General features: G+C 39.3%; 17 protein-coding genes and 1 pseudogene. 9 read left to right on the forward strand and 9 right to left on the reverse strand.

What is annotated here, in order from left to right:
- Positions 1-134 precede the first annotated feature (134 nt).
- Positions 135-514: pseudogene (cysC, locus tag AC2VE5_RS09885) on the reverse strand (adenylyl-sulfate kinase); the annotation flags it as partial.
- A gap of 176 nt (positions 515-690) precedes the next feature.
- Between cysC and AC2VE5_RS09890 the strand changes: the two are divergent.
- Positions 691-867, forward strand: coding sequence for a hypothetical protein (locus AC2VE5_RS09890; protein WP_486887584.1), 177 nt, complete (start codon positions 691-693; stop codon positions 865-867).
- A gap of 82 nt (positions 868-949) precedes the next feature.
- Positions 950-1,261 carry a hypothetical protein gene (locus AC2VE5_RS09895; RefSeq protein ID WP_486887585.1) on the forward strand — a complete coding sequence of 104 codons (312 nt, stop codon included), beginning with the start codon at positions 950-952 and terminating at the stop codon, positions 1,259-1,261.
- 56 nt (positions 1,262-1,317) lie between these two features.
- Here AC2VE5_RS09895 and AC2VE5_RS09900 read toward each other — a convergent pair whose 3' ends face one another.
- From AC2VE5_RS09900 to AC2VE5_RS09925, 6 genes are all read right to left on the reverse strand, one after another.
- On the reverse strand, positions 1,318-2,481 hold the full coding sequence (locus AC2VE5_RS09900; protein ID WP_486887586.1) for a glycosyltransferase family 4 protein: 1,164 nt from the start codon (positions 2,479-2,481) through the stop codon (positions 1,318-1,320).
- A 128-nt stretch (positions 2,482-2,609) separates the two neighbouring features.
- Complete coding sequence (locus tag AC2VE5_RS09905) at positions 2,610-5,813, reverse strand: FkbM family methyltransferase (protein ID WP_486887587.1); 3,204 nt, start codon at positions 5,811-5,813, stop codon at positions 2,610-2,612.
- The gene (locus tag AC2VE5_RS09910) at positions 5,810-7,021 is read right to left on the reverse strand and encodes a glycosyltransferase family 4 protein (protein WP_486887588.1); all 1,212 of its coding nucleotides are present in this window, start codon (positions 7,019-7,021) and stop codon (positions 5,810-5,812) included. The genes AC2VE5_RS09905 and AC2VE5_RS09910 overlap by 4 nt, the downstream gene beginning before the upstream one ends.
- Positions 7,021-8,466, reverse strand: coding sequence for a class I SAM-dependent methyltransferase (locus tag AC2VE5_RS09915; protein WP_486887589.1), 1,446 nt, complete (start codon positions 8,464-8,466; stop codon positions 7,021-7,023). The genes AC2VE5_RS09910 and AC2VE5_RS09915 overlap by 1 nt, the downstream gene beginning before the upstream one ends.
- A gap of 37 nt (positions 8,467-8,503) precedes the next feature.
- Positions 8,504-9,748 carry an ABC transporter ATP-binding protein gene (locus AC2VE5_RS09920; protein ID WP_486887590.1) on the reverse strand — a complete coding sequence of 415 codons (1,245 nt, stop codon included), beginning with the start codon at positions 9,746-9,748 and terminating at the stop codon, positions 8,504-8,506.
- A 24-nt stretch (positions 9,749-9,772) separates the two neighbouring features.
- On the reverse strand, positions 9,773-10,630 hold the full coding sequence (locus AC2VE5_RS09925) for an ABC transporter permease (RefSeq protein WP_486887591.1): 858 nt from the start codon (positions 10,628-10,630) through the stop codon (positions 9,773-9,775).
- A gap of 243 nt (positions 10,631-10,873) precedes the next feature.
- Here AC2VE5_RS09925 and petP point away from each other — a divergent pair, with 243 nt between their 5' ends.
- The 6 genes from petP (at position 10,874) to AC2VE5_RS09955 (ending at position 15,277) form a co-directional block, all read left to right on the forward strand.
- The gene (gene petP / locus AC2VE5_RS09930) at positions 10,874-11,065 is read left to right on the forward strand and encodes a cytochrome b6f subunit PetP (protein ID WP_486887592.1); all 192 of its coding nucleotides are present in this window, start codon (positions 10,874-10,876) and stop codon (positions 11,063-11,065) included.
- A gap of 93 nt (positions 11,066-11,158) precedes the next feature.
- Positions 11,159-12,250 carry a Get3/ArsA fold putative tail anchor-mediating ATPase NosAFP gene (locus AC2VE5_RS09935; protein WP_486887593.1) on the forward strand — a complete coding sequence of 364 codons (1,092 nt, stop codon included), beginning with the start codon at positions 11,159-11,161 and terminating at the stop codon, positions 12,248-12,250.
- Between the two features lie 120 nt (positions 12,251-12,370).
- The gene (gene chlG / locus AC2VE5_RS09940) at positions 12,371-13,438 is read left to right on the forward strand and encodes a chlorophyll synthase ChlG (protein WP_486887594.1); all 1,068 of its coding nucleotides are present in this window, start codon (positions 12,371-12,373) and stop codon (positions 13,436-13,438) included.
- A 218-nt stretch (positions 13,439-13,656) separates the two neighbouring features.
- A complete protein-coding gene (locus AC2VE5_RS09945) occupies positions 13,657-13,944 on the forward strand; it encodes a hypothetical protein (RefSeq protein WP_486887595.1) in 288 nt (95 codons plus the stop codon).
- A 15-nt stretch (positions 13,945-13,959) separates the two neighbouring features.
- The gene (locus tag AC2VE5_RS09950; protein ID WP_486887596.1) at positions 13,960-14,319 is read left to right on the forward strand and encodes a cupin domain-containing protein; all 360 of its coding nucleotides are present in this window, start codon (positions 13,960-13,962) and stop codon (positions 14,317-14,319) included.
- A complete protein-coding gene (locus AC2VE5_RS09955) occupies positions 14,303-15,277 on the forward strand; it encodes a ChaN family lipoprotein (protein WP_486887597.1) in 975 nt (324 codons plus the stop codon). The genes AC2VE5_RS09950 and AC2VE5_RS09955 overlap by 17 nt, the downstream gene beginning before the upstream one ends.
- Positions 15,278-15,467: 190 nt before the next feature.
- Here AC2VE5_RS09955 and AC2VE5_RS09960 read toward each other — a convergent pair whose 3' ends face one another.
- Entirely contained in the window at positions 15,468-16,286 is an 819-nt protein-coding gene (locus tag AC2VE5_RS09960) for an inositol monophosphatase family protein (RefSeq protein WP_486887598.1), read from the reverse strand.
- On the reverse strand, positions 16,283-17,701 hold the full coding sequence (locus AC2VE5_RS09965) for a BCD family MFS transporter (protein WP_486887599.1): 1,419 nt from the start codon (positions 17,699-17,701) through the stop codon (positions 16,283-16,285). Before AC2VE5_RS09965 ends, AC2VE5_RS09960 begins: the two co-directional genes overlap by 4 nt.
- Before the next feature lie 170 nt (positions 17,702-17,871).
- On the opposite strand from AC2VE5_RS09965, the gene hemB reads away from it, so the two are divergent.
- The gene (gene hemB / locus AC2VE5_RS09970) at positions 17,872-18,852 is read left to right on the forward strand and encodes a porphobilinogen synthase (RefSeq protein WP_486887600.1); all 981 of its coding nucleotides are present in this window, start codon (positions 17,872-17,874) and stop codon (positions 18,850-18,852) included.
- Positions 18,853-18,961 lie beyond the last annotated feature (109 nt).

Raw genomic sequence — 18,961 nt, forward strand, 5'->3', positions numbered from 1 at the left:
TCCCACAACTACAGCAGAAGTTAACTGATGCACTCCTTGCCATCACTCCTGAGACGATTGCTTCTCTCACTTCTTACAATTTCATCCTTGAAGCTTTATTTAGCGCAGCTTCATAAAGAATTGGTATTAGTTATTCCTGAACGAGCTTTTGTATATAACCCTTTGACATCTCTTTGTTCGCATACTTCCAAAGGGGCATTAACATACACCTCAATAAAGTTGCCGATGCACTGGCGGATTTCATTGCGAATTTCTCTGTAAGCTAAAACAATTACCTGATTGCTAGGCAATAAGTTGGCAACAAACCCAATGCGCCAGATATTTTCATTGTCGTCTTCTCGACTAAGTTCTAAGCCTTTAGTCAAGTTTTGGCGTACTACGTCTCCATCCAAAGTTTCAACTTTATAACTCGGCGCGATCGCAGTTCTTTTTCTACTGCTTGACTAATTGTAGTTTTACCTGCACCACTTAAGCCTGTAAACCACAATGTCACACCAATTTGTCCCCGACTCATTGAAAAACTCTTAGTTATATATTTGAACATTACAATTATCAGTCAAATAATTATGCTTTATGGCAGTGGAGAAAATAAATTAATAGCAAATTTATTTAGATAACTTTTTGGTGAAAAGGGGAACTAATTGTATAAACAAATCATCCAAATTAGTTAGATACATTGTGTAATTAGCTATGAAACCCTACTTAAAAATAAAAGCACTCTTAGTTTCTTTGGCTTTCTGTGGTGCAGTGCAATTTATGGCAACAGCCGAAGCTCATGAAGCCTCTGTAAGTAAAGGTGATTACTTAACTACAAGCGCAACAACCTTGTTAGCGCAAACCCGCTTAAATCGCTTGCGCGGAATCTGAAGTAAGAAATTTGTTAAATCGACTAGAGGCAAATACTCGTGATTTTTAAAAAAGTGTCGATCGCTCTCTAGATAACAGTCGTTTGAATGACTCCAACCGAGAAGATAAAATTAACGATTACCTCAAAGATTTTAGAAATTCTACCAAACGCCTGCGCGATCGCTATTCCCGCAACGATACTCTCTCTAGGGAAGATGTTCGAGAAGTCCTCAGTCGCGCTGCTAAAATAGATAATCTTCTTAGCAGAGGTAGAGGTCGCAATATTCATAGAAATAACAACAGAAATAATAACGAAAATTTAAGACAGCAGTGGCAGGATATTCGCGCCGATCTCAATATTTTAGCCCGTAGTTCTTACGGTAGAAGCTCAAATTACAATCGCCGCCAACAGTAATCACTACCAAATATAAAACTTGAGGAGAACTATAACTTAATAGTTCTCCTCAAGTTTTAGCCTACCAAAGACCGATAAGCTTTCAAAGTTTCTTTAGCCGTCCTTTCCCAAGAATACAATTTTGCTCGCTCTTTGCCTTTAATAATTAGCTCGTTACGCAACTTGCGATCGCTAATTACATTCAAAATCGCTTCAGCTAAACTGATAACATCGTTAGGATCGACCAAAATGGCAGCATCTCCAGCAACTTCAGGTAAAGATGAGGTGTTAGAAGTTACTACAGGAGCGCCTAACGTCATTGCTTCTAGTACGGGTAAGCCAAAGCCTTCGTAATAGGAAGGGTAAACAAAAACGTCGGCTTTTGAGTAAAATAAGGCGACTAATTCATCGGATAAGTAGTCTAAATGGTGAATGAAGTCTTGGTAAGGGGAAGATGCGATCGCCTGAAATATTGGTTCGTACTTCCAACCTTTTTGACCAATTAAAACTAGATTATGACTAATTTCATACTTCTGTTTTAAGTAGTTAAAGGCAGCAATTAGAGTAGTAATATTTTTTCTTGGCTCTAAAGTGCTGACAAAAAGTAGATAAGGATGGGAGAAATTATAATTAACTTCTTGTTTTAGTTGTTCGCCTAATTCACAATCTAAGCGATCGTTAACATAGCGACTAGCTAGAGGCGTAACATAAACTTTCTCTGGTTCTACATTTAAGTACTCGACAATATCTTTTTTAGAGCTTTCTGAAATAGTTAAAACTAAATCGGTCCATTGCAAACAATGCTTAACGCGATTTGTATAAGTTTGAACTACTGAATCAATATAGTCAGGATATTTGATGAAAGTTAGATCGTAAAGACTGATAACTTTCAAACTTTTTCTACATGGATACACTGTGTAATTAGTACCATGAAGTAAGTTAGGACATCCAAAGCATTTTTCAAAATAAGATAAACATAGTTGAAAATTACTATCTATTAATAAATTAGAAATTCTTACAGGAATTGGCAACAGATGAACTGGAGAATATTGTTGAAGAGACACAGGAACACTCCAGTCACACATCAACCATTTTTTCATTCCTGGTTGATAGACAACTCCTAACTCAAACTTTTCTTGTTCTTGTAGTAGAAATAAGGAAGAAATTAGATTATTGACATACAAACCAACACCACTTGGTTTTGGAGATACTGGAGTAGCATCAACTACAAACTTTAGCATAAAGTGAATTCTTAGGCTTTTTATATCATATAATTTAGTCGAAAGTTATTTTTATTGCTAAAATATTGGCATTGCCTAGCAAAAAATTTACTTTTGAACGTACTAATTTTTAGGTTTAACATTATTTTTTACAATTCAAACTTCCTCTTATTTGGAAGACAAACAACATCTATCCATTGAAAGTTTGTATTGTCGAATATTGCTTGTAGATCGTTAATCCCTTTCAATTTATTTAGACTATTGTCTAATTTAAGCCAATACATTGAATAGTCTAAATCACTAATAATTTGGTATAATTCTTGGTAATTTGCTGAGAAAAAGCGTTTGATAGTAACGGGATTGATTTCTAAAAAAATAACTGGCAAATGCTTCTTAATTGTTTTTATAGCACCTCTTAATACATGAAGTTCAGCACCTTCACAATCAATTTTTATCGCTGATATTTGCTGCTTTGGTGGATAATTTGATGTCAGACTATCAAGAGGTTTACAAGCAATAATTTGCTTTTCTCCCTCTCGAATTCCAGTAGTTGAAAAAAATGAACATCCAGCAACTTCCTCCACATAGGAAAATTCTAGTTCAGTATGTTCATCCCACAAGCCCACTTGTTCTGTCTTAACATTGGTACAATTATTAAGTTTGAGATTTTGCTTTAAATAAGAATGATTATTAGGAGATGCTTCATAGCAGTAAACTTGCCCAGATGCTCCTACTAGCTTAGACATTAATATACTATGTACGCCTATATTTGCTCCTATGTCTATGCATACATCTCCATCGGATATAAATTTCATTAAAGATATTTGTAAATGTGGCTCGTATGAACTGTTTACTTTAATATGCTGTATTAAGCTTTTATCAAATTTTGAGCCTATTATTTCAAAATTTAATTGTTCAATCTTCACAGCAACTGCTTTGGGAAGCTTTAAAGTTACTGATTCTCGTTTGTTTAATTTATTATCTAGCATTATTCTGCTAATTATTTCGGCGTATAAATTAGCTGTCATTTCATAGGAAGAATAATTAGCGGTAAAAAAAGCTGCATTTTTACCTAGCTGCTTACGTGCTGCGGGATTACGCATTAATTCTTCTAAATAAGCTATTAATTGTGGTACTTCCAAATCATTTATGTCTGCTTTCCAACAGACAGAATTTGATAATTCAGCAAATTGTTGATAGTTACTCACAATACAAGCTTTACCATAGCTCAATGCTTTCATTAATGCACCAGAAGATTCTCCTAAGCTTGGGTATCTGAGATTGAGAACAATATCGCTCATTTTAATGCACTGCTCGAAATCTTCATCGCTCAAATAACCACTGATGATGATATTGTTTGCAATTCCTAACGATTTAATTCTCTCTTCTATTTTTAGTGATGAATCTATTAGCTCTCCACCTATAAAAAACTGTATGGGGTAGCCGCGCTCGATGAGCGTACTCATAGCTTCTAAAATAGTAGGTATGCGTTTAAGTACATTAACAAAACCAAAAGTAGAAACTAAAAAATGATTATCTAAAATTCCAAATCGCTTTTTCAACGCGCTTAAATCGCTATCTACATTTACCGATGTCTTGTCAACAGAGCCATGAGGAACAACAAAAACATTATTATTTTCTTGCAGTTGACTTTTTACCCACTGACTATGAACGATAATAGCAAGACTTCGCTTTACCAAAGCATGGGACATAGGAAATTTCCATATTTCAGGAGGAATGCTTTTATCTTTTATATCTTTGTAGCTTGTTACTCCTTGCTCTTGATACCCCTTCTTTAAAGCATCTGCATATAAATATTCATTTTCGGTATTTAAAAATGATTCTGCTAAAAACGGATGAATATTAAACTCGTGAAGTACAACAATACCTGGATATTGCCATGCTATTTTATAAATTTCTTTATGGAATTTAATATTATTTCCGATGTGGTAAATAATACAATCATATTTTTTTATTTCTTCCGGTAATACAGAAAGATTCTTAATTACTAAGTTAAAACTATCCTGACTACAGTCTTTAAAACTTTCTACATAAAGAGTAATATCTACATACTCTTTGAGATAACTAACAATTTCATAGCTATAGTTAGCTATACCCGATCGCTGAGGTAACCAAGGCGATACATAAGCAATTTTATAACGATTTAGATGTTTTGAATTATGCGCATTGCATAGCGTATTAGTAAATACCCTAAAATAGTTTGCACCAGTTTTAGCCCATGTAAATTCTCTAGCGCGCGAGATATATTCTTGTCGCCTGATACGACCGCTAATTCCATCGCCAAGCGCTTTTCTCAAAGCAGTAGCCATATCTTTAGGATCGTCGGACGAACAGTAATAGGCTAAATCTCCTACAATTTCTGGAATTGATGAAACTTTTGTAGTAACAACGGGTAATCCACAAGCCAAAGCCTCTAATACAGGTAATCCGAAGCCTTCATAGCGTGAGGGGAAGAAAAAGACACTAGCTCCACGATAAAGAGAAACTAGTTTATCCTCGTCTACATAACCTGTGAGTACAAGTCGATCTAAAACGCCTAGTTTAGCCGCTAAGTTTTCATAGTTTTGTCTGTCTTCATCAGCACAGGCACATATTACATAAAACTTAAGATTGGCAACTTCTTGAGATTTGTCTTTGACTAGATATGCAAATGCTTCTAGAGCCGCATTCATATTTTTTCTGGGATCGAAACCGCCAGTAAATAAAATATAAGGCTCTTGAGAATTGTTTTTAGGGGCGAGTAATGACCAGAATTTTGTATGGTCTACTGCTAAAGGGATGGCTACTGATTTACTAGCGACGCGAGGCTCTATTTTTTCAAAATCACGTTTAGCACTTTCAGAAATAAATATTAATTTGTCTGCCCAAATAGGAAGTATTTCAATCCGCCGCTTGTACTCTACTTTAATAGGTTCTGACCATTTAGCAAGATAGAGATTGGGCATTAATAGCGGTATCAGATCATATACAGTTGCAAAGATAGTAACGTTACATAAGTCTGTTGGCAAAACAACATTCATCATTAACGGATTGGGCATCCAGTAAGCATCAACTTCTAATTCAGTTACTACTTTGTTTAATAATTGACTGTAAGATTGTGTTTGTTTAATATAAGTATCTTGAGCCAAAGCTTCGCCAACTAAAATAGGTACAAGTCGAGTTCGTACTTCTGAACTTAAGTACCTCAAGTCTGAAATATCGCGAATAGCAATAAACCACTCTTTACTAATATCGTTAAGGACTAATTCTGCTAAAACACGCTGAAAAACTACGCCAATCCCACGATTAATCTCTGGTGTAGATAAAGTTTGCCCATCAATCAAAAATTTCATCTTTGATACACGCCTTTCAAAAAACGCTCTATGACACAATCCCAAGAATAGTTAGACTGGACGTAATCATTGCCATGTTTAGCTAATATTTTGTTGCTATTTTTATTTTTTAAAATATTTAAAGCTGCTTGGAACTCTTCACTTGAGGTAATAGGAATTCCTCCCTGGCTATCTAAACAATGTCTAGTAGTAACTGGGCATTCTTGATGAACGATAACAGGTATTTCGCACAGCCAAGCTTCCATCAATACTATAGAGAAGCTTTCATTTTTTGATAAGTTAATTAATCCCTGTGATTGGGCAACGATCGCATATTTATCTTCTTCTGGCAAAAATCCTAAATCGATGAATCCATCTTCCTTTGGTACGAGATTAGGATCTCCACCTCCTAAAAAGACTAGGCTATTTTGGCTTTCGTTAGCACGATATTCTTTGAAGTAATCGATTAAAGCTACAATATTTTTGCCAACATCTTTTCGTCCAACGTACACAAAATAATTTTTTGGAAGTTGATATTGAAGCCTAATATCTTTTGTTTGCGTTGTATTATTCCAGTCGAGTAAATTTTTAATATTATCGGGCAATTCCACTCCAACCCCAATTGATTGGCTTTCTACGAGGTTGCGACCGAGTAAGCGCCCAAAATGTTTAATTGCTAAAGTTTTTTCTTCTTCGGTCAAAAAGAAAATTTGCCGACTGAGAGCAAACATCTCTGCTGTAGTTATCCATTTAAGTTGACGCTCATCATGTAGACAAGGCATAATACCTGCTTTGTAACCTAAAGCTTGAACTAAGGAATAAGTTAAACCTTGAATATATGGTAGAGCAATAACCAGATGCCCTTCTGTATGAGCGCAGGCATAATCGATTAGTGCTTGACTGTTGATGCTATTTTCAACAAATTGGCGCTGATGTTTTTCCTCTATTTCCATCCCATAAACAAGTCGATAGTTAGCTTCATGATAGAGCGCTTCGCCTTGAGTGTTGACAGGAAAACGTCGCACTATTATGCCGTTGATGTCCTCGACACCTGACGGCAGAGTATTTTGCCACCAATTATCAAAAGGAGAGCGGCAACAAGTTGTTAAAACTTGAACGAAAAATCCTCTTTTGACTAATTGTTCAGCTAGCGATCGCGCTGCTACTTCTGCTCCCCCTGCAAAGTAACCGTACCAGGGAATTACAAAGGTAATTTGAATATCACTCATTAAGCTTTTTTTGCAATCACTGCAAAGTCTGGGGCTGCATAGAAGTTGAATTTGGCTATTTCAATTAAGGGATTCAGTTTAGACGCTATAGGATCGTCTGATTCAATCAATTGCAGTGGGTCTTCAAGTCTATGTTCTCTAAGACGCAATAATTGTACGTCCAAAAATCCCCTTTGCTCAAATAAAAACTGGATTGTTAGCGGATATAGTGGATTGCGATGAGTAGGATCTGAGTAAAAATTACACGCACCAACAATTAGGTTTTCTGGGTTCGGTGACTCAAATATTGCTAAACCATCCTTGCTAAGGACTCTGAAGGTTTCATCAATTAGGTTAATTAAATCAGAAAATGGCAAATGTTCAATAATATGAAAACCAGTCACGGCTCCTAGACTAGAATCTGGTAGAGATTTTAGATGAGCGATAACATCTGACTCGATCGCCTCAAGCCCTTGAGCGTGACATTGCTCTAGCATTACTCTGTTGATATCTATTCCTCTGGCTGTAAAACCCGAATCTCTTAGTAACTCCAGCCACTCTCCACGCCCACAACCCACATCTAGTATCGGAGAGTCGGCTGTACCTACCTTTGCTGCCTCAAGGGAGGGCAGGTACACTTTTAATCTAGCGCGGATACCTTCGCGGCTGCCTCGAAACCGATCTTCAAATGCGACATAAAAAGCATCGAGTGAATGTTTCCCTTCTTCAACAAAAGTTTGTAACTGTTCCGAGTTAAACGGTTCTGGCAATCTTTGTTGTGCCTGTTCAATAAATAAATTAATCAAACGTTTTTGCTGAATTAGGTCGTTTTTGAGGTAACTGTCGTTTCTAATATGACGATCGTCTATTTCTTGTACTTGTTTTTTTAGGACTCCCCAGTGTTCTTGCACCTCAGTTGTCCAACCACTTATTTGCGGCTCGATGATATTAAGCTTTTCAGCCAACGCTTGGATGCGATTATCCATAACCTTAAGACGTTCGTTTTCCTCTCGAACGCTTTCTACTTGGCTATCTATATCAACTAAACTCTTTTCTAGTTTGGTTTCTAAAGTTTCTATTTGCGATCGCAAAGTTGTTATTTCTGTAGTTAGCTCTCGATTGAGCGTTAAAGATTCTTTTAAAGAACTGATTAGATTTAGATTAACTTCGCGTTGATCCTTAAACATAAAATTTATTAATTCTAAAGCTAGTTTTTGTACTCCTTTGCTTAAATTAAAAGGAAATCGATTTAATTTATCGGGCCATTTAGTACGAATATAAGCTCTAGCTTCTGCATTTTTAAGCAACGCATCAATATGATTAATCGTCAAATTCTTTGTTAATGGTTCAGTTTTGGAGTTTGAAAAGAATGATGGCTGAGATTGATTGTTGCGTTTAGCCACTTCCTCTCGGATCTTTTGCATTAATTCATTAACATTAATTTCTGGATTATTAGCTTCAATCATAATTAACTTATATTTCTTGAGTTATTGCATAACATTTTTATTCACCAATTTTGATCGCAGATTGTAAATCTACTATTCCTTCACAAAGTATACTATTATTTACTTCAAAAACAATTAGCTCATCTATCCAGTCATAGCTGATACCTTCTTCTGAGTGAATACCTGTTGTCAAGGTATAAACTCCCTTGTTTAGATAGCAAGAAATTTGAAAATATACAGTTAATTGTTGACCCAATTTAAGTTTTGGTAGCTCGACTTGCATTAAATAAGTATTCGTTCCATAAATTACCAAACCCATTAAGTTTCTTATAGAAATTCCTACAACTAAATCTGACAATTCTGCTTTTGCTTCTAAACAAGCTATAACCTGAAAAGTCGAACCTGTTCCTACATTTTTGATTTCTTTGTTATTTGAGTCTGTAATTTTAACGCTATTAATCACAGCAAGTTGATTTCCGTGTCTGTGCAGAGAGTTTTTTGATTCCTCATCGACAAGGAAATCATCTTGATTTTCATCTGCTCTTATTTTTTCATCTGTAATTTCAGGGCGCTCGGAACTTAATAAAGCAATATAATGATTAACAACTTCTTTGGGGTTCCCTACCTCCAATATTCTTCCGCGATTTATTAGCACCGCAGTTTTACATAACATTTTGACACTGGAAGAATCATGAGAGACAAATAAAATAGTTACGCCTTGTTCTTTCATCCGGCGAATACGCTTCATGCAACGTGCCTGAAATTTAGCATCTCCGACAGCCAAAGCTTCATCTACAATCAAAACGCTTGGTTCAGTATTAGCAATAACGGCAAATGCCAACCTTACTACCATACCGCTAGAGTAAGTTTTGACTGGCTGCTCAATGAATTCTCCTATTTCAGCAAAAGCAGCAATTTCATCAAATTTAGTTTCAATCTCTTCTTGGCTTAATCCTAATATTTGCCCGTTAAAAAATACATTTTGCCGTCCAGTAAATTCTGGATTAAAACCGCTACCAAGCTCTAATAATGCTGAAACTCGTCCATTAACAGTTACTTCACCACTAGTTGGTGTTAAAGTTCCAGCAATAATTTGTAATAGCGTGCTTTTACCAGAACCATTTTGACCGATGATACCTACAGTATCTCCTTTGAGTATTTCTAAGCTAATATCTCGCAATGCCCAAAACTCTTGAGCGCGATTTTTACCTGGCAACAAAATTTCTCTAAGTCTATCTGTTGGTCTGTCATAGCGCCTGTAACATTTCGAGACATCTTTTAGAGAAATTGCAATTTCATTCATTACTCTGCCGTTAATTATAAGCAACTACAATACATCTGCAAAAGCTGGGCGTAATTTTTTATATACCCAAAAACCGCCACAGAAAACGATCGCAGATACTAAAAAAGTTACTCCCCATTCGCCCCAATGCTTAACTTCTCCTACTAATATTAGGTCGCGGTAAACTTCTGCTATAGCTGTCATTGGATTCAACCAAAATATCCAAGTTCGCCATGCTTCAGGAATTGCTGAAGCTGGATAAACAATTGGAGTTAAATATAACCAAAGATTTAAAACGACACTTAATGTCTGGGGAATATCGCGTAAAAACACGGTAAGTCCCGCCGTCAAATAACCTAACCCAGCGGTTAGTAACAATTGCGTTATCCATACCAACGGCAGAAGTGCCAAACTTGGATGTAGAGTGTGAGTAGTAACTGCCACTAATAAAATCAACGCCATCAAACCAAAAGAACTTTCAATAAACGCTGAAAAAATTGTCACTAATGGCAATAAAGCAAGTGGAAAAACTACTTTCTTAACTAAATTGGGTTGTCCAACAACTGAATTTGCTGCTTGAGTTAAACCACTTGAAAAAGCAATCCAGGGGAGCAAACCTGCAAAAAGCCACAATCCAAAGGTTAAATTATTTTCTGGTAATCCTCTTAGACTTAACTTGACCTTTAGCACAATTGAGAATACATAAGTATAAATCAATAATTGCGATAACTGATTTAATAGGGGCCACAAATTACCCAAGACAGAGCCTTTATATCGCGCTTCTAAATCTCGTCGTACTAGCGTCCTCAGCAGATCGTATTTCGCCCAGAATTTTTCTTCAAATGGCAGAAATCGCCTTAATTTAGCTGCTTTTCGCGCTACAGAGCGTACAGTTGATAACAAGTTTCACTTCCTTACTCTCTCGATCGCACACCTCATTTTTTTTGCATGAAGCCAATCGATTGTTTATATTCCCTTCGATAATAGTGATCGCTAACGAATAATTCCTAACGAGCTTTACTTTATCTATTAGTTTTGAAAATTATACAATATGAGGCTGCTAAATCAGATATAGCTCGCGATTAAGTAGAAGAACGCGGATTCCGCTACACTGGGGAATGGTTTATTACATTATTTTAAGTGGGCATGGAAATAGGACAACAAGTAAAAGTTTGCCGTCTCCGAGATCGAGTACCAGCGACGGTTGTAAAACGCCTAGGAGAAGTTGGGATTGTTAAAGGCTTCAAAGTTCTAGACGGTATGAACTTAGGCGTAGTGGTTCAGTTTAAAGACGAATTTGCTACCTGGTTTTTTGAAGACGAATTAAGAGCGGTGTAGTAATAACAAAGTTGAGGGTATCTCTTAGTGGGTAGCCTCAACTATCCGTTGAAGAATTACCCTTTTAGATAGACTTAACCACAAAGAACCGCAATGTCACTCATATTAACCTTTTTGGGTAAAGGCGGCAGTGGTCGCACAACAATTGCGATCGCTGCGGCGAAGAAATTAGCAAGCCACGGTAAGCGCGTACTTTTGGCGCTGCAAGATACAGGTATAGCTCTAGAATTGCTGCTAGAAACCCCGGTAACGTCTGAAGTTCAGCAAATAGCTCCGAACCTCGACGCGGTACAGTTTAAAGCCTCAGCGCTGTTAGAACGCAACTGGGAAGAAGTAAAAAAGCTAGAAGCCCAATACCTGCGGACACCAGTAATTAAAGATGTTTACGGGCAAGAATTGGTAGTATTGCCAGGAATGGATAAAGCCCTAGAACTCAACGCGCTGCGTGAGTACGATGCTAGCGGCAAGTACGATACGATCGTTTATGACGGCAGTGGCGATAGTACAACGTTGCGAATGTTGGGAATGCCCGAAAGTCTTAGCTGGTATAGCCGTCGCTTTGGTAAGTTGATTACCGAATCGGACTTAGTTAAAACAGTTTCGCCTTTTCTTCAACCTTTGATTGCGACGGTGTTTAATGTGGGTTGGACGGGGGATAATTTCGCCGCGCCTACGAGCCAAGCTACAAATATTTTAGAACAAGGTAAAGCTGCTTTAGCTGACCCCAAACGCCTGATCGCTTATTTGGTTACGACAGATAATCCAATGGCGATCGCAACTGCTACTTATTTGTGGGGTAGCGCCCAGCAAGTTGGGTTAAATGTTGGCGGCGTATTATTTAACCAAACGGATAGTACACCGACAACCGAGGAATTCGATCCTTTGACTATTAGCGCTATTCCTAGCAGCCCAGTAGGTAGTTGGCAACCGTTAATTGATGCCTTGCCTGATTTTACGCAAACACCAATGGTTCCGAAGCCAATTGAGTTTGATGTCGCAAATCGTCAAGTGCGGCTATTTTTGCCGGGATTTGATAAAAAGCAAGTAAAACTTACTCAATCAGGACCTGAAGTAACGATCGAAGCTGGCGATCAACGGCGTAATATATTTTTACCACCCGGATTGAGTGGTAGAACTGTAACTGGGGCAAAATTTCAGCAGGGTTACTTGATAATTTCGTTTTAATTAGAGCAATATAGGGGTAGAGCTTAAGTTTCTGCCCCGAACTAATAATTACGCTACTACCATTAAATTAGGGAATTGCCTGCACTAACAAGTATGGGCTATAAATCTACTTAAAAAATTATGTCTGAACAAACTCAATCGTTTCCTGAAGCTAATTCAGAACAATTAGAATTTCTCGAACCTGAGACTAAAACACCTGTGGATGTGCAACCAAGTACCGATGCGCCGTTAGTGAGCGATCGCTCTGGCAAAACTCGGCAAATGTTAGGAATGAAAGGGGCTTCTAGCGGGGAAACATCCATTTGGAAAATCCGCTTGCAGTTAACAAAGCCGATTACCTGGATTCCGTTAATTTGGGGTGTACTATGCGGTACAGCGTCTTCGGGTAACTTTACTTGGTCGCTAGAGAACGTGCTAAAAGTAGCCACTTGTATGTTGCTAGCAGGTCCCTTACTAACTGGTTATACCCAAACAGTCAACGATTACTCCGATCGCGATATTGACGCAATAAACGAACCCTATCGCCCGATTCCTTCTGGTGCAATCACGACACCGCAAGTAATTACCCAAATTTTGGTGTTGTTATTATCGGGAATTGCGATCGCTTTTATCCTCGATAAATGGGCAGATCATCAATTTCCCACCATTACCGCCCTCGCTCTTGGCGGCTCATTTTTGGCATATATTTACGGCGCGCCACCTCTCAAACTCAAGCGCAATGGTTGGTTGAGCGGTTATGCTTTGGGTGCAAGTTATATTGCTTTACCTTGGTGTACGGGTCATGCTTTATTTGGCGATCTCAATTGGACAATTGTGATTTTAACGCTCATTTACAGTATGGCAGGGTTGGGAATTGCCGTAGTTAATGACTTCAAAAGTGTAGAGGGCGATCGCCAATTTGGTTTGCAGTCTCTCCCCGTTATGTTTGGAGTCAATACCGCAGCTTGGATTTGTGTTGTCATGATTGACTTATTTCAAGCCGGAATTGGCGCTTATTTGCTGAGTCTGCATGAAAACGTTTATGGTGCGATCGTTTTATTGCTAATTGTGCCGCAAATAGTTTTCCAAAAGATTTATTTTCTTCCCGATCCTCTTAATAACGATGTCAAGTATCAAGCCAGCGCTCAACCTTTTTTAGTTTTGGGAATGCTGCTTACAGGGATCGCGTTAGGTCATGCAGGGGTTTAAGTTTGTGCAGACAGATTAATCTTCTTGCAAAAAATCTAGATATGCCCCATTGATTTGTTTGAAAATCATCCTAACTCGCCTAGGGTTAAAACCCACTTGCTTATAGCTAAAGTCGGCTTAAGCCGACTAATAAATCTTCTGTACATGGATGTATCAACTTAACTGATGAAATACATTAACATGGCTAATAACGAGTTGTTAGTCTACCTAAAAATACCGTGTTTCAACTGCTGCAAGTCTTAATCCATTTCGTCCAGCCGATGCTAATGCCGATTTGTTTTTTGTCTGCTTGGTCTTTAACTTTTCTGTTCTGTTGGACTTTGTGGAATGCTATTCAAGATAGTGCCACTACTACGCAGAAAATGCACCAAATTCCTTGCTCGGGTTGTCAGTTTTTCACTAATGACTACCGTTTAAAATGCACCGTACAGCCTTCAATCGCTAATACCGAGGATGCGATTTCCTGCATGGATTATCAGCCAAAAACGAATCCGATGCTCTACTAAACTTGTAATTATCAAATGCTGATTCAAAAACTTCTAGATTGCGATGAATTTGTGGCTGGGGACAATACCTTGTTGCGGGAGTTGCTACACCCCGATAAACAGGCGATTGCTTTGCGCTACAGTTTGGCTCATGCGACGCTACCTGTAGGCAAAACTTCCCAGCCTCATTCCTTAACTACATCGGAGGTTTACTACATCCTCAGTGGTAAAGGAGAAATGCACATCGATTCGGAAGTTCAAATTGTTGTAGCGGGGGATGCGGTGTACATTCCCCCCAATGCAAAGCAATTTATCTATAATTGCGGCGACGAAGCGCTGGTATTTATCTGCATTGTCGATCCAGCTTGGCGCAAAGAGGATGAAACTGTTTACTAAGCGTCTGTTTCTGTTGCCATTATTTGCTATTTCGGCGATCGCCATTTGGTTGGTTGCTGTACCTGCTTACACGCAAGCAGTAAATGATTGTCGTCCGCAAATAGTCTTACCACCACAAGTTACCGCTATAAGCGGTGCGGGTTCGATTGGCAATTTTAAAGAGTGTATAGGCTCCAAAAAGCGGATAATTACGCGATCGCAACTTACAGCGCAATTAGCACCAGCAAAAATTGTTTACTTAGGCGAAACTCACGACAGCGCAGAAGATCATCGGCTGCAACTAGAGATTATTGGGCAATTACAGAAGAAAAATAGCAAGCTTGCGATCGCTTTAGAAATGTTCCAGCGTCCTTATCAAGGTGTTGTAAATGATTATCTAGCAGGAAAGATTGACGAGCAAGAATTGCTAGAAAAAAGCGAATATAAACAGCGCTGGGGTTATCCTTGGCAATACTACGCTCCAATTGTTCAATTTGCCAAAGCCAAAAAGTTGCCAGTTTTAGCTTTAAATACGCCCACAGAGATTACGCGCCTAGTTGCCAAAAATGGTTTAGATAGTCTCACCCCACAAAGTAAGTTTATTCCTCCTCTTGCAGAAATTCGTACAGATAATCCTGAGTATCGTCAGCTAATGCTGGGTATTTTTCAGCAACACCAAGCCGATGCTAAGGGTAATAGTCCCGATTTTGAGCGGTTTTTTCAAGCACAAGTATTATGGGATGAAACTATGGCGGAAGGAATTGCTAAGTTCATTCAAACTCATCCAGGCTACCAAGTTGTGGTTTTAGTTGGACAAGGACATATTGTCTATAACTACGGTATTCCTAGCCGCGTAGCGCGACGATTGAAAAACTTGCGGCTTACTCAACGTTCGATATTACTCAGCAACGATTTAGATCAAAAAGGTGCTAGTAATACGCCTATTTCTGACTTCGTTTTTTGGCAAGAAAGCAATTAAGTTTTTGTGAGTGATCGCATTGTAAAGAAAGGTTTAAAGTGCTTGCTAAAAGCTTGACTTCTGGTTAAAATATTTTATAATTGAAATCTATGCAGCGACAAAAATTTTTTTTAATATCTCAATTATAAGATTATTTTAAAATAAAGCAAGGTAAAAGTCAAGAAAAACCCTGAAAAAAAGCGATTTTTTATTAAAGTTTTATTAAGTTTACGAAAGGTTGAAAAATAGGTAATAAATCGGGGCGACTGACAAGGAGAGTCGGGAAAGAAAAACTACCGTAATCTTTGCCAGGAGTTAGAGGAAACATTGGTCGAGGATTTAACGACACCCAATTGCAACCCGCCGCTTGAGCAATCACCCAAACCGCCGCAATATCCCAAATTTTGGGCGTAGACTCTACAGCGCCAAGAGTAGCCGCATTAGCAACAGTAAGTAGATTGTAACTTGCAACCCCCAGCATTCGAATTTTGGCAGGAAAGCCTTTGATTGGGAAGCTTTGCAAAGTGCGAGTACAGATGCTAAAAAAGTGATTGCCCGTTAGTTGTTCCGAGCTAGAGTGGATAGATAATCCATTACAAAAAGCGCCTTTAGGTGGTGGAGATAGTTCAAAATCGTCGCACCAATAGCCGTGAAAAGCTTGATTAATCGGCGGAAAATAGACGTAACCAAAAACCGGAGTACCTCGATATAGTAAGCCGAGAGAAATGCCCCAAATCGGAATACCCCTAGCAAAATTGGTAGTACCATCTACAGGATCGATAATCCAACACCATTCGGTATCGGGGAAAGTATGCGATCCTTCTTCCGTTAAAATGCCGTGAGTGGGAAAATGAGATGCGATCGCATTTTGAATTTCTAAGTCTGCCCATTTATCTGAGCGTGTAACTAAGCTACCATCGGCTTTTTCATCGGCGGAAACTTGCCCAAAATCTTTAAGTAACTGTTCCCCTACTCTACGCGCGGTAGCTTGGGCAAAATCAAAAACTTGCTGCCAAAAATCTGTATTCAATCTAATTCACCTTTTAAAACCGATGCGATCGCGCTTCTTGTCTTTGTTTGAAATTCTGCCACATTAACGCGCCGCAGACACACTACAGCAAGTAGCATTCCCACCGCTTGCAACCCAAATACTAAGCCATAAGATAACACTGGTGCAGTAAATATTGATTTACCTAATTGCAACACCGCACCGCCAGTCACAGTTGCAATCCCCCGCGCCATTGCTTGCGACAAACCCCAAGCACCGATAAAAGTACCCGCCGTTTCCGCCGCCGTTAGATCTAACATTAAGCTAATCGCGCCTGTGGTAGTTACGCCAGAAGCCAAGCCAAATATTAATAGCGCACCGTGAAGCATCTGGGGATTAGCCGTTAAACCCGCTAAAATTATCAACCCAAAAGTTGCCGCTACAGCAATACAACCAATTTGAGCCGTTTTTTGTTTACCCAAACGCGGCACAATTAAAAAGCCCGTCGTACTCATGCCTAACAGCGTACCTGTACCCCAAAAAGCGTTTAATTTTGTAGTTTGAGCGATCGTCATGCCAAAAACCTCACCACCGTAGGGTTCTAATACAGCTTCCTGCATAAATAAGCTAATGGTCATTACCAGCAGAAAAGTAAAAAATATCCCTGTTTGACGGTTAGCCGTCAAAACTCGTAGCGCTTTGCCGAGAGTAATACTATCTTCTCGGTTTACTAGCTGCGATCGCACTGCGTACTGAGAATACTTTTTCTCTACACCTACCGTAGCGATAAAAGCTAATCCCACAACGGCGGCAGGAACAATTAAAAACAGCCGATTTATAGAAGATTGCAACAATTCTAACGGTGCATCTAGAGCAATTTGCTTCAATAAGCTGCTGCTAATAATTGCGCCGACAATGATACCCACCATCAGCATCGACCAAACAATTCCTACTAGCTTCGAGCGATTATCTTCCTCGGAAACATCTACCAGTAGCGCCGCAAAAGGAGTAGAACTTGCACTAATTGCTAAACCATAAATAGCAAAAATTAACCCTAATAGTCCTACTAAGCCGTAGGTTTGCATTGTCCAGCCCGATCGCAAACTTGAGCCAAGTTGCCAAATTACCTGTACTGCGAGGAAAGATGCGATCGCAAATAATACCGCTCCCGTCCACACATAACCAGTACGATGATAGCCATACAAAGGCTTAGAATCGGACATTTGCCCAAACCACACTCGCGCCGGAGCAATAAATTGGTGCATAGCGATCGCTCCCGCCGCCACGAGAGCGGGTACTTTTAGTTCGTCAATCATCACCCGATTGAGTACGCCCAAGGTGAGGACTGCCATAATCCCCAATCCCATCTGGAACAAGCCCAGCCGGAACATAGTTAAAAGTGTCAGCTTAGGAGTAGTTAGATTGAGGTGCGAATCAAATAAATCGCTGCTTGCCATAGTTTTATTAAATAAAATTAGTATTTAGGCGATCGCCAAATTAATTGTAAACTTCTTGGGCTGGGCAACCGAAAACTAGAGTATCGGGCGTACTATACTTCAAAGATAAGCATAGATATTGGCGTAACGCCTAGGCACGCCGTTTATTTTTTTACTTTTTAAGAAAAGCTATGTTCCCAAATCATCGCCCTCGCCGTTTAAGAACTCATCCCCAATTGCGCCGCATGGTGCGCGAAACTGTTTTAAATACTAATGATTTAATTTATCCTTTGTTCGCCGTCCCTGGCGAGGGAGTTGCTAAAGAAGTTAAATCAATGCCCGGAGTCTACCAGCTATCGGTAGATAAAATTGTTGAGGAAGCCAAAGAAGTTTACGATCTGGGCATTCCCGGAATTATTTTATTTGGCATCCCGGAAGATAAAGACACTGATGCAACAGGCGCTTGGCACGATTGTGGCATTGTCCAAAAAGCTGCTACAGCAGTTAAAGCCGCCGTTCCCGATTTATTAGTAATTGCGGATACTTGTCTGTGCGAGTACACTACTCACGGACACTGTGGCTACTTGCAAGTAGGCGACTTAACTGGAAAAGTTTTAAACGATCCGACGCTGGAATTGTTAGGAAAAACTGCCGTTTCTCAAGCCAAGGCGGGCGCAGATATTATTGCCCCTTCTGGGATGATGGATGGATTTGTGCAAGCAATTCGCAGCGCTTTGGATGCGGCGGGGTATCAAGATACGCCGATTATGTCTTACGCGGCTAAGTACGCCTCGGCTTACTATGGACCCTTTCGCGATGCTGCAGATTCTTCGCCGCAATTTGGCGATCGCAGGACTTACCAAATGGACCCCGGAAACGCCCGCGAAGCCTTGAAAGAGATTGGTTTAGATATAGCAGAAGGTGCAGATATGCTGATGGTTAAGCCAGCTTTGGCTTACATGGATATTATTTGGCGCGTTAAGGAAGCCAGCAATTTGCCTGTAGCTGCTTACAATGTCTCTGGTGAGTATGCAATGGTAAAGGCGGCGGCGCTGAATGGTTGGATTGACGAGGAGCGAGTTGTCATGGAAACCCTGACTGGATTCAAACGCTCTGGTGCAGATTTAATTTTGACCTACCATGCTAAAGATGCGGCGCGTTGGTTGGGGTAAGTTGAGTTTAGAGACGTACCAATAAGTTGCGTCTCTACTAAATAAGTTTTTTTAGACATACGATAGTTTTTAGCGTTAGTAACGCTTGCTTAGAAGCGAGAAACTTAAC

It is taken from the genome of Aliterella sp. E5.1 (assembly GCF_057473825.1).

Excerpts from the sequence above, each read along its gene's own strand:
- AC2VE5_RS09890 (WP_486887584.1), top strand. The coding sequence starts at position 691 with ATGAAACCCTACTTAAAAATAAAAGCACTCTTAGTTTCTTTGGCTTTC.
- AC2VE5_RS09900 (WP_486887586.1), bottom strand. The coding sequence starts at position 2,481 with ATGCTAAAGTTTGTAGTTGATGCTACTCCAGTATCTCCAAAACCAAGT.
- AC2VE5_RS09905 (WP_486887587.1), bottom strand. The coding sequence starts at position 5,813 with ATGAAATTTTTGATTGATGGGCAAACTTTATCTACACCAGAGATTAAT.
- AC2VE5_RS09910 (WP_486887588.1), bottom strand. The coding sequence starts at position 7,021 with ATGAGTGATATTCAAATTACCTTTGTAATTCCCTGGTACGGTTACTTT.
- AC2VE5_RS09915 (WP_486887589.1), bottom strand. The coding sequence starts at position 8,466 with ATGATTGAAGCTAATAATCCAGAAATTAATGTTAATGAATTAATGCAA.
- AC2VE5_RS09920 (WP_486887590.1), bottom strand. The coding sequence starts at position 9,748 with ATGAATGAAATTGCAATTTCTCTAAAAGATGTCTCGAAATGTTACAGG.
- petP (WP_486887592.1), top strand. The coding sequence starts at position 10,874 with ATGGAAATAGGACAACAAGTAAAAGTTTGCCGTCTCCGAGATCGAGTA.
- AC2VE5_RS09935 (WP_486887593.1), top strand. The coding sequence starts at position 11,159 with ATGTCACTCATATTAACCTTTTTGGGTAAAGGCGGCAGTGGTCGCACA.
- chlG (WP_486887594.1), top strand. The coding sequence starts at position 12,371 with ATGTCTGAACAAACTCAATCGTTTCCTGAAGCTAATTCAGAACAATTA.
- AC2VE5_RS09950 (WP_486887596.1), top strand. The coding sequence starts at position 13,960 with ATGCTGATTCAAAAACTTCTAGATTGCGATGAATTTGTGGCTGGGGAC.
- AC2VE5_RS09955 (WP_486887597.1), top strand. The coding sequence starts at position 14,303 with ATGAAACTGTTTACTAAGCGTCTGTTTCTGTTGCCATTATTTGCTATT.
- AC2VE5_RS09965 (WP_486887599.1), bottom strand. The coding sequence starts at position 17,701 with ATGGCAAGCAGCGATTTATTTGATTCGCACCTCAATCTAACTACTCCT.
- hemB (WP_486887600.1), top strand. The coding sequence starts at position 17,872 with ATGTTCCCAAATCATCGCCCTCGCCGTTTAAGAACTCATCCCCAATTG.